General features: G+C 60.0%; 12 protein-coding genes. 5 read left to right on the forward strand and 7 right to left on the reverse strand.

What is annotated here, in order from left to right; translation table 11 throughout:
* Positions 1-20: 20 nt before the first annotated feature.
* The 7 genes from A3730_RS14070 to A3730_RS14100 all read right to left on the reverse strand — a co-directional run bounded on the left by A3730_RS14070 (position 21) and on the right by A3730_RS14100 (position 7,573).
* A complete protein-coding gene (locus tag A3730_RS14070; protein ID WP_063520769.1) occupies positions 21-1,619 on the reverse strand; it encodes a DUF4139 domain-containing protein in 1,599 nt (532 codons plus the stop codon).
* Positions 1,620-1,959: 340 nt separating this feature from the next.
* Positions 1,960-3,087: a histidinol-phosphate transaminase gene (gene hisC, locus A3730_RS14075; RefSeq protein WP_063538283.1), complete on the reverse strand. Its 1,128-nt coding sequence runs from the start codon at positions 3,085-3,087 to the stop codon at positions 1,960-1,962.
* A gap of 73 nt (positions 3,088-3,160) precedes the next feature.
* Positions 3,161-4,459 (reverse strand): histidinol dehydrogenase, encoded by a 1,299-nt coding sequence (gene hisD / locus A3730_RS14080; protein WP_063538285.1) that lies wholly within the window; start codon positions 4,457-4,459, stop codon positions 3,161-3,163.
* 95 nt (positions 4,460-4,554) lie between these two features.
* On the reverse strand, positions 4,555-5,199 hold the full coding sequence (gene hisG / locus A3730_RS14085) for an ATP phosphoribosyltransferase (protein ID WP_063519838.1): 645 nt from the start codon (positions 5,197-5,199) through the stop codon (positions 4,555-4,557).
* A gap of 17 nt (positions 5,200-5,216) precedes the next feature.
* Complete coding sequence (gene murA / locus A3730_RS14090; RefSeq protein WP_063519839.1) at positions 5,217-6,479, reverse strand: UDP-N-acetylglucosamine 1-carboxyvinyltransferase; 1,263 nt, start codon at positions 6,477-6,479, stop codon at positions 5,217-5,219.
* 55 nt (positions 6,480-6,534) lie between these two features.
* On the reverse strand, positions 6,535-6,789 hold the full coding sequence (locus A3730_RS14095) for a BolA family protein (RefSeq protein ID WP_063519840.1): 255 nt from the start codon (positions 6,787-6,789) through the stop codon (positions 6,535-6,537).
* 127 nt (positions 6,790-6,916) lie between these two features.
* Complete coding sequence (locus A3730_RS14100; protein ID WP_063519841.1) at positions 6,917-7,573, reverse strand: phospholipid-binding protein MlaC; 657 nt, start codon at positions 7,571-7,573, stop codon at positions 6,917-6,919.
* 207 nt (positions 7,574-7,780) lie between these two features.
* Between A3730_RS14100 and A3730_RS14105 the strand changes: the two genes are divergently transcribed.
* From A3730_RS14105 to A3730_RS14125, 5 genes are all read left to right on the forward strand, one after another.
* On the forward strand, positions 7,781-8,749 hold the full coding sequence (locus A3730_RS14105; protein WP_063519842.1) for a KpsF/GutQ family sugar-phosphate isomerase: 969 nt from the start codon (positions 7,781-7,783) through the stop codon (positions 8,747-8,749).
* A complete protein-coding gene (locus A3730_RS14110) occupies positions 8,750-9,253 on the forward strand; it encodes an HAD family hydrolase (RefSeq protein WP_063519843.1) in 504 nt (167 codons plus the stop codon).
* The gene (lptC, locus tag A3730_RS14115; protein WP_063519844.1) at positions 9,250-9,807 is read left to right on the forward strand and encodes an LPS export ABC transporter periplasmic protein LptC; all 558 of its coding nucleotides are present in this window, start codon (positions 9,250-9,252) and stop codon (positions 9,805-9,807) included. The genes A3730_RS14110 and lptC overlap by 4 nt, the downstream gene beginning before the upstream one ends.
* A complete protein-coding gene (lptA, locus tag A3730_RS14120) occupies positions 9,782-10,384 on the forward strand; it encodes a lipopolysaccharide transport periplasmic protein LptA (protein ID WP_063519845.1) in 603 nt (200 codons plus the stop codon). Before lptC ends, lptA begins: the two co-directional genes overlap by 26 nt.
* Positions 10,381-10,575 (forward strand): ATP-binding cassette domain-containing protein (locus tag A3730_RS14125; protein ID WP_156501210.1); only part of this gene is annotated, 195 nt, incomplete at its 3' end. The genes lptA and A3730_RS14125, both read left to right, overlap by 4 nt.

The following is a 10,575-nucleotide window of genomic DNA, read 5'->3' on the forward strand; positions in this document are numbered from 1 at the left end:
TTATTAACTATTAATTGCCTTTAAAGCCCTTCTACACCGCTCAGCATTGCCCCTTCCGGGTAGCGAATTTCGAAGCCTTGTTTGAAACTTTCTTCCCCCCCGGCGGGCAAGGTGAACTGCCAGCGCTGCAGCCCTTTCACATCATCCACATCACTAGCATCTGCGGCTTTGCCTTTGGCCGTGACAGCAATATCCTCGTTACCGGCCACCGGCAGGCGATCCAGCAGATCCACCGTCACCGCCTTGTCGTAATGGGACGTCAGAGTGATGTTTTTCAGCGCAGACAGGGTCTTCTCCTTGCTGATCAGGCCGACTTCTCCTTGCTGTGATGGCTCGCGCACCACGGCAATCTGCAGGCGCGGGTCATCGCCGAAACTCATCTTCACCTTTTCGCCCTGCTTGATGCTGTCGCCGCGGTGGTAACGGGCCAGCCGCTGACCATCTCGCAGCAGCGTGACACGCCCCGCCAACCAGGGCAGTGCGCTGGTATTCTTCCATTCCCCCACCAGCAACACCGCCGGCTGTTGCCAGAGATAACCTTCACGGCTGAGCGTCACCGGCAGTTCGGCCTGCTGGTAAGACACCCGAGCGCTGCCAACACCACTGGCCAGAGATAATGGTGACGATAGCGGCACGCGCATATCAAAACCGTGAGCCACCGGAGCGGCCACCGGCATCGCCTGCACGTGTTTGGCCATATCGGCTTCTAAGGCGGCCGGTTCCGCCATCACGCTGCGCAGGGACTGTTTACGCATTTCCGGTTGCGGCGTCGCCAGACGCACAATCCAGGGTTGCGGATCTGGCAGCTGACGGTAACCGGCCGGCACCAGCCCCAGGGTGGCACTGACATCCTGCCAGTCCTCCCCGGTGCGGTTATGGATCAGCGCAATACCGGTAACGGCAACCGTTTCACTACCGCTATCCAGATCGACCCGCAATTGATTCTGCCAGCCGGCCTGGCCGGTAAAATACTGCAATTCCACCCGCGCGGTGGACGGCGCGTCAGCACCAACAGTGAGCACCAGTTGGCGGCTGCGAGTCTGTACCTGCCCCAGCTGCTGGCGCTCTTGTCGCAGTGTTTCCAGCTTGCCTTGCTGTTCTTCACGGGTCACCACACGCTGATTGATCGCCGCTTGCCGTTGCGCCACCGCCTTGCCAATGGACTCCCAGGCACTGGCCCATTTTTCCACCGGCACCTGGGCAAACACGGCCTCACCCTGTGGCGCCTGCCCCATCAGCGATTGCAGATGATTGATCTGTTGCTGGTCCAGGCTATCAGCCGCGCGGGCGGCGGCCATGGCCTGCTCCAGGTCGAGAATCGCCGCATCCAGCTCGGCACGACGGGCCGAGATATCGCCCTCAGCAATGGCAAACCCTTGTTGCATCCCCAGCAACCTGGCCCCTTTCACGGCCACCTGCAGGCTATCCAGATCCAGCTCCGGCAAACCTTTCACCACCAGCTGATGCTCACCGGCGGGCAAAGCCTGGGAGAACGTACGACTGAGATGGGCCTGGGCGGGAAACAACACTGCCTTGCTCACCGGAGCGGTAACCGCAAAGTCAGCGGCAAAAAGGGGAATCGGAATCAGGGCACAGGCGAGCAGTAGCGAACGTTTCATTATTAAGGCCTTTGCGTTGGGCGATGCCTGTTAGTACCGCAGGTATGGGAAAGGTTCAAGCGGGCAAACCCTGACTTCGGCCAACAGGCGATTTAGGAGCGATAAGACCTCTGAAAAAAACCAACATTGGTAATATCTGTGGGAAGTAATGCTCGCATCACGAACAACGGTGCAAAGCTAAAGCGCCTTCGCGATGCAAGCATCGCTTCCCACGGTAGTATCGCCGTCTTCATAAAATGCAAAGTTCAAGCGCGACTCTACCCGTTAACGCAAAGAGGCCGCGCCCAGAGTGTGGGCGCGGCCTCTTTGTCTGCATGCGACAAAACTTATTCCATTCTTTTTAACTTTTAGTTTTCAGCTTTTCACTCAACCCGTCCAGCGCCGCAATCAGCGCCTGATTCTGTTCTGGCGTGCCCACGGTGATCCGCAGGTAGTCGGCAATGCGCTCGGGTTTGCCAAAATGGCGTACGATAATGCCTTGCTCGCGCAACCCCTGGGCCAGTTCAGCACCACTATGCCTCTCGTGGCAGGCAAAGAGAAAATTGGCCGCCGAGGGCAAACTGTCGAAGCCCCGCTGCGCCAGCTGATCGGTGAGCCACTCACGCTGACCAATCACCTGTTCGCAGCCTTCTTCAAACCATTCCTGATCCTCAAACGCGGCCACGCCGGCGGCAATGGCCAGACGATCCAGTGGGTAGGAGTTGAAGCTGTCCTTGATGCGATTCAGACCATCAATCAAGGCCTCATCACCCACTGCCAGCCCGATACGCAAGCCGGCCAGGGAGCGGGATTTTGACAGGGTTTGGGTAACCAGTAGATTCGGGTAGCGGTTTACCAGGGCGATTGCCGTGGTGTCGCCCTGCCCCGGGCTACCAGCAAAATCGATGTACGCCTCATCGATCACCACCAGGGTTTCCGTATTGATCTGTAACAGGCGCTCAATCTCACTCAGCGGCAACAGCTTGCCGGTGGGCGCATTGGGATTGGGAAAAATAATACCGCCGTTGGGGCGCGGCTTGTCGCCGGCGAGATAATCATCCACCGCAATGCCCAACTCACCATCGAGCGGCACCGGCTGGTAGTCGATCTGATACAGGCCACAATAGACCTTGTAGAAGCTGTAGGTAATATCCGGGAACAGCAGCGGCTGATCCTGTTTGAAAAACGCCATAAACAGGTGCGCCAGCACTTCGTCGGAGCCATTGCCAACAAACACTTGGGAACGCTCGATCCCGTAACCTTGATTGGAATAGTAATCGGCGATGGCCTGCTTGAGCTGGCTGCTGTCCGGGTCCGGGTACAGCCGCAGCCGCTCGTCCGCCTCAGCGCGGATCGCCTCGATCACTTTCGGCGACGGGCCGAGCGGATGCTCATTGGTGTTCAGCTTTACCAGCTTGTCCATCTTGGGCTGCTCGCCGGGCACATAAGGCTCCAGCCCATGAACGAAGTCGCTCCAGTATTTACTCATAAGTTCTCCGCCGGAAGCCTGACGCCAAACGCCGGACAAAGAGGCCGCACGTCAGGCGTCTGGCATCTGGCTTCTAGCGTTTAATTCTATATTCCGCACTGCGCGCGTGGGCCGTCAGGCTTTCGCCACGCGCCAGCGGAGAGGCGATCTTTGCCAGGGTGCTGGCCCCGTCCGGGGAGCAACCGATCAGCGAGCTGCGCTTCTGGAAATCGTACACCCCCAACGGCGAAGAAAAGCGTGCGGTGGCGCTGGTGGGCAGCACGTGATTCGGCCCGGCACAGTAATCACCCAGCGCTTCCGGGGTGTGGCGCCCCAGAAAGATGGCGCCGGCATGACGAATGTTTTTCGCCCACTGCTCCGCGTCATCAATGGATAACTCCAGGTGTTCGGAGGCGATGCGGTTGGCAATGTCGATGGCCTGATCCAGGTCGCTGACCTGAATCAACGCGCCGCGGTTTTTCATGGACGTGCGGATAATGGTTTCCCGCTCCAGGGTCGCCGCCAGCGTTTCCATGGATTCGGCCACCTGTTGCAAGAACGCCGCATCCGGGGATACCAAAATGGCCTGGGCTTCTTCGTCGTGCTCTGCCTGGGAAAACAGATCCATGGCGATCCAGTCCGGGTCGGTCTTGCCGTCGCAAACCACCAGAATTTCCGAGGGGCCGGCAATCATGTCGATACCGACTTTGCCGAACACCTGCCGCTTGGCTTCGGCCACATAGATGTTGCCGGGGCCAACGATTTTGTCCACCGCCGGCACGGTTTCCGTGCCGTAGGCCAACGCGGCCACCGCTTGCCCGCCGCCCAGGGTAAAGAGCTTGTCGACACCGGCGATGGCCGCTGCCGCCAGCACCATGTCATTGATGATGCCGTCCGGGGCGGGCGAGACCATGATGATTTCGCCCACGCCGGCCACCTTGGCCGGCAGCGCATTCATCAATACGGAACTCGGGTACGCCGCCTTGCCACCGGGTACGTAAATGCCCGCGCGGTCCAGTGGCGTCACCTGCTGCCCCAACAAGGTGCCGTCGGCTTCGCGGTAGTGCCAGGAATCCTGCTTCTGCTTTTCATGGTAACGACGCACGCGCTCGGCAGCGGCTTCCAGGGCCTCACGCTGCTCGACAGGAATGCGCGCCAGTGCGGCTTGCAACTGGGCGTGATCCACCACCAGTTCACCCATGCCTGACACGTCACGACGGTCAAAGCGGTTGGTGTATTCCACCAGTGCCGCATCGCCACGCTTGGCCACATCCTTGAGGATGCCACGCACACGATCCGCCACTTCTTCGTCGCGCTCTTCCGACCAGGCGGTGAGCGCAGCCAGCTTGGCATCGAAATCCGCATCTTGGGCGTTAAGCCAGGTGGTTTCCATGATCTCTCTCGTTCAACGCAACAGGCCTGCACGCATCCAGCCACCCGCGTGACCGCGTGAAGCGTGTTGCATGCAAGCGTTAACTTACTCCGCTTTTACCCCGCTTTGCGGGACGCCACTGCCTCGGCCAGCTTGTCGAGGATCGTCTGGATATCACTGTGACGGGTCTTCATGCTGGCCCGGTTGACGATCACACGGGTAGAAATGTGGGCGATCAGCTCGGTGGGCTCCAGGCCGTTGGCGCGCAGGGTATTGCCGGTATCAACAATATCCACGATGCGGTCCGCCAGCCCCACCAACGGGGCCAGTTCCATGGCGCCGTACAGCTTGATCACTTCTGCCTGCTTGCCCTGCTGGGCGTAGTAGGCCTTGGCCACATTCACAAACTTGGTGGCCACGCGCAGGCGGCTGCCGGTTTCCGGGGCGTCCTTCATGGCCGCCACCATCAGTTTGCAGCGGGCAATATCCAGATCCACCGGCTCAAACACCCCGTCGCCACCGTGCTCCATGAGCACGTCTTTGCCGGCCACACCGATATCCGCCGCGCCATGCTGCACATAGGGGGGCACGTCTGTGGCGCGGATGATGATGATTTTCACGTCGTCACGGGTGGTGTCGAAAATCAGTTTGCGTGAGGCCGCCGGGTCTTCCAGCAGCTCAATGCCTGCGACTTTCAGCAGCGGCAGGGTTTCCTTGAGAATGCGCCCTTTGGAGAGGGCGATGGTCAATGGCTTGCTCATCACAGATCCCGATCCGATCAGCGTGGTACGCGACGGATGATCGCGCCCAGCGATTGCAGTTTCTCTTCAATGCACTCGTAACCACGATCAATATGGTAGATGCGGTCCACGGTGGTATCACCGGACGCCGCCAACGCGGCGATCACCAGTGAGGCCGAGGCGCGCAGGTCCGTGGCCATCACCGGCGCACCGGTAAGCTGCTCGACACCCCGGCAAATGGCGGTGTTTCCCTGCACTTCGATGTCCGCGCCCATGCGGTTCATTTCCTGCACGTGCATGAAACGGTTTTCGAAAATGGTTTCGACAATGGTGCTGGTGCCTTCGGCGACCAGATTCAGGGCCATGAACTGGGCCTGCATATCCGTGGGCATGGCCGGGTACGGTGCGGTGCGCAAGGACACGGCCTTCGGGCGGCGCCCTTCCATGTCCAGCTCGATCCAGTCGTCGCCGACGGTGATTTTCGCCCCGGCTTCTTCCAGCTTCTGCAGCACCGCATCGAGAATACCCGGCACGGTGTCCTTGGTCTTGATGCGGCCACCGGTGATGGCGGCGGCAATCAGGTAGGTGCCGGTTTCGATACGGTCAGCAACGACCTGATGGTGGCAACCGGTTAGGCGCTCAACCCCTTCAATGACAATAGTGTCAGTGCCGGCACCGCTAATCTTGCCGCCCATGGCATTGATGAAGTTGGCCAGATCCACCACTTCCGGCTCACGGGCTGCGTTTTCCAGGTAGGTGGTGCCGTCGGCCAGCGCCGCCGCCATCATCAGGTTTTCGGTACCGGTTACGGTGACCACATCCATAACGATGCGAGCGCCCTTCAAGCGGCCGTCCACACTGGCATTCACGTAGCCATTGGCCACTTCGATCTCGGCCCCCATGGCTTCCAGGCCACGCAGGTGAATATCCACCGGACGCGAGCCAATGGCACAACCACCAGGCAAGGAAACCGACGCCTTGCCGAAATGCGCGACCATGGGGCCAAGCACCAGGATCGACGCGCGCATGGTTTTCACCAGCTCATAGGGCGCGGTCAGTTCCTTGATGGTGGTGGCGTTCACTTCCACATTCATGCGGTCATCGATCACCACATGGACACCCATCCGGCCGAGTAATTCGATCAGGGTGGTCACATCCTGCAGGTGCGGCAGATTTCCCACCGTCACCGGCTCATCAGCCAGCAGCGTGGCCGCCAGAATCGGCAGTGCCGCATTCTTGGCTCCGGAAATACGAATGTCGCCGTCGAGCCGCTGGCCGCCGGTGATGATCAATTTATCCATGAACAGTCTCTAGATGGTTGCGTTCTTCCAACCCGTTTTCGGCCTGTGGCCGGGGTCAGGACAGGCCCTGATTCTGGGCTTTTTCCCACTCCGCCGGAGTAAAGGCAAGAATCTGCACGGCATGGATGGTGTTGCTTTTGATCTGCTCGTCGATGGTGGCATACACCAGCTGCTGGCGTTTCACCGGCATCAGGCCGGCAAAGGCCTCTGACACCACACGAATCTGGAACCGGTCACCGCCGCCTTCCACTGCCACATCGGCATTGTCAAAACCGGCATCAACCAATGCCTGAACTTCTTCCGGATTCATCTTTGCTCCTCATCAGGGCCTTGGTCAGGCCCAAACAGCACTGGAGCGGCCTGCAGCCGCTCCATCAAATCGTCATCAAGGGCGTAATAATACGCGAGCCCGCTGCCCCTTACCACGGCAGGCGGGTTCACTCGCCCTGTTTGGCCTCGTCGATGCCGGCATCAATCTTGGCATCCGCAGACCAGTTATCGATCACCTTGTCGATATCGTTGTACTGCTGCATCCCCTGGGCGAACTGACTCTTGAAGGTATCGCGCAGATCCAGGCCATTCACATACACATTGATCACTTTCCACTGATCATCACGCAGGAACAGGGTGTAGTAGATCGGCACCACCTGCCCGGAGTTGGTTTTCACCTCCATGCGCACCCTTGCATAGTCGCCTTTACGGTCGCCGTCCTGCATGGGCAAGGTTTCGATCTTCTGCCCGTCATACAGGGTGATGCCGGATGCGTAGGTGTTGATCAGGCTGTTTTTGAACACGTCCAGAAAACGGTATTTCTGCTCCTTGCTGGACGGGCCAAAGTAATCGCCCATGACCATGCGGGTAATGCGCTTGAAATCCACCAGGTCCGCCAGCTCTTCACGGACCAGCGCCTTGGCCTTGTCCGGATCCGCCTTGAGCGCCTCGCGCTCGGCCTCGATGCGGGATGTCATCCGTTCCACGGCGTCCGACACCACCTGGCGCGGATCGCTCTCGGCATGGGCCAATGTGGCCATGCCTGCCAACAGCAGCACCAGGCCGGCGTGCAGCCACGTTCGAATATACCGTTGCAAATGCATAGATTACTCCCTGTTAGTCTCCGGCGGTTTTACGGTGTTCTTTACCCCCTGTCCAGTCATCAACAGCGGCAACATCGTGAACCTTGATTGTTTTATTGGAGTCACAGAGTTCGATACGGTTCCCGCCGTAGAGACCAGGTTACCGATTTCGGGTCAACGTGAAGGGGGCAACCGGTGTATAATCGCCGCCAACGCCAAGGAGAACGCATGAGTCACGACCATATCAGCGTCGGTCAACGGGTACTGGATATCGAAGCCCGGGCCGTGGATGCCCTGAAAGACAGCCTGGACGCCAGCTTTTCTGCTGCCTGCGATCTGATGCTGAATGCCAAAGGCCGCGTGATCGTCACCGGCATGGGCAAAAGCGGGCATGTGGGCAGCAAACTGGCGGCCACCCTGGCCAGCACCGGCACCCCCTCTTTTTTTGTGCATCCCGGTGAAGCCTCCCATGGCGACTTGGGCATGATCACCCCGGACGATGTGGTACTGGCGCTCTCCAATTCCGGCGAAACCGCCGAGGTGCTGGCCATTCTGCCGGTGATCAAACGCAAGGGCACTGGCCTGGTTGGCATGACCGGCCGGCCGCAATCCGCGTTGGCCCAACTCTCCGACGTGCACCTGACCGTCGCCGTGGCAGAAGAGGCCTGCCCCCATAACCTGGCACCCACCTCCTCCACCACGGCAGCCCTGGCCATGGGCGACGCCCTGGCCATCGCCCTGCTGGAAGCCCGCGGCTTCACCCCGGAAGATTTTGCTCTCAGCCACCCCGGTGGCAGCCTGGGCCGTCGCCTGCTACTGAAAGTGGATGACATCATGCACGCTGGCGAACAGCTTCCCGTGGTCAGCACGGATACTTCACTCAGCGAAGCCCTTCTGGAAATGACCCATAAAGGCCTGGGCATGACCGCCGTCACCCACGACGACGGCACCCTGGCGGGCATCTTTACGGATGGTGACCTGCGCCGCATATTCGACCGGGACATCGATATTCGCAAAGCCACCATTGCCGAGGTCATGGTTACCGACCCGATCACCATCGCGCCGGGCCACCTGGCGGCGGAAGCCCTGCAAGTCATGGAGACCCGTAAAATCAACGGGCTAATGGTGTGCGATGATGCGGGCAAGCCCCTCGGCGCCTTCAACATGCAGGACCTGCTCCGTGCGGGGGTGGTATAAATGCCCATGCACTTTTCCTCCGTTGATGCCCAGAACCTGCGCCTGATGGCGTTTGACGTGGACGGCGTCATGACCGACGGCCGCCTGCTATTCGGCCCCCAGGGCGAAGAACTGAAAGTCTTCAACACCCTGGACGGCCACGGCCTGAAAAAACTGGCCGCCAGCGGCGTGACCCTGGCCATCATCACCGGGCGTAACTCCCCCATGGTGGCCAAACGCGCGGCAGACCTGGGCATTGAACACGTCATCCAGGGTCGCGAAGACAAAGGAGTGGCACTGGAAGCGCTGGCCGACTCACTGAACATCGCCGCCCATGAAACCGGTTATGCCGGCGACGACGAACCCGATGTGAGCGCGCTGCTCTGGTCCCGATTGAGTTTTGCCCCGGCCAACGCCCACGACTGCGCCAAAACCGCCGCCGATCACGTTACCGAGCGCCGCGGCGGCGAAGGCGCAGTGCGGGAAATCTGCGACGCCATTCTTGCCCTGCGGAGCCAGGCATGAAACGTCAAGGTCTATTAAGCGCCACCGGCATCCTGCTGCTGGGGCTGGTCATGCTGATGACCCTCCACGAGTGGGACAGCACCCTGCCCGGCCAGGACAATGCCGTGCTGGAGGCACCAGCAATCATTGCAGATAACGTTACCGCCCGGGCCTTCAGTGAAGAAGATGGCAGCCTGCAATACCATCTGACTGCGGACAATCTGGTGCAATTCGATCACAATCCGCTCACCGAAATGCAGGCCCCGGTGCTGGTCATGGCCAACGACAAGGGCAGCTGGACCATCACCAGCGAGCACGGCACCGTGGAAGACAACGGCGACCTGATTACCTTTCTCGGCAAGGTCAACGTGGACAACCCCACCCAGAAAGTGAACCTGGACACCGACGAACTGCGCTTCAACAGCGACACCAATATCGCCACAACACCCGGCGAAGTGGAAATGACATTCGACTCCGGCCAGACTCGTGCCGGCGCCCTGGAAGCCGATCTCGACAAGGGCATTCTGAACCTGAAACAAGGAGTGAAGAGTGAGTTTGAAGCACCGGCTTCATAGCACCCACCGCCTCGCCATACTGGCTTTGCTTGCCGCTTTGCCCATGGGCGCTCATGCCGCCCCCATGGAAGGCCCCATTCAGGTCACGGCGGACAGCGGCCGTTTTGAGCAGGATGCCGGCAGCGGTCTTTACCGTGGCAACGTGGAACTGATTCAGGGCAAACGCAAACTGTTTGCCGACGAAATGCGCCTGTTCACCAAAAATGGCGACCTGGTCCGGGTCGAAGCCAGCGGCACCCCGGTGCGCATGGAAGAAGGCGAAGGACTCAACGCCCATGCTGAAAATCTGGTGTACGACATCAAGGCCCGCACCCTGGTTCTCACCGGCGACGCCTACATTGAACACCAAGGCAACACCTTCGAAGGCGCCAAGGTGGAATACAGCCTCGATTCCAAGCGCGTGGATGCCAGCAGTGAAGGCGACCAGCGGGTTCGCCTGGTGATCCCCGCCGAGAATCAAACCCGCGAAACCAGCGGTGACGCCGACACCACCGGTGGCGATTCCAGCAACGAAAAAGACACCCCCAGTGAGGACAGCAACACCGCCTCACCTGATGCGGAGCCCAGCACACCATGAGCCACTTACGCGCCCACCACCTGGCAAAAAGCTACAAGGGCCGCCGGGTCATCGAGGACGTTTCCCTGGACGTGGAAGCCGGTCAGATCGTTGGCCTGCTGGGCCCCAACGGCGCCGGCAAGACCACCTGCTTCTACATGATCGTTGGCCTGGTGGAAGCGGATGCCGGCCGCATCGAAATCAATGACGGC

The sequence above is a fragment of the Alcanivorax sp. HI0044 genome, assembly GCF_001634945.1.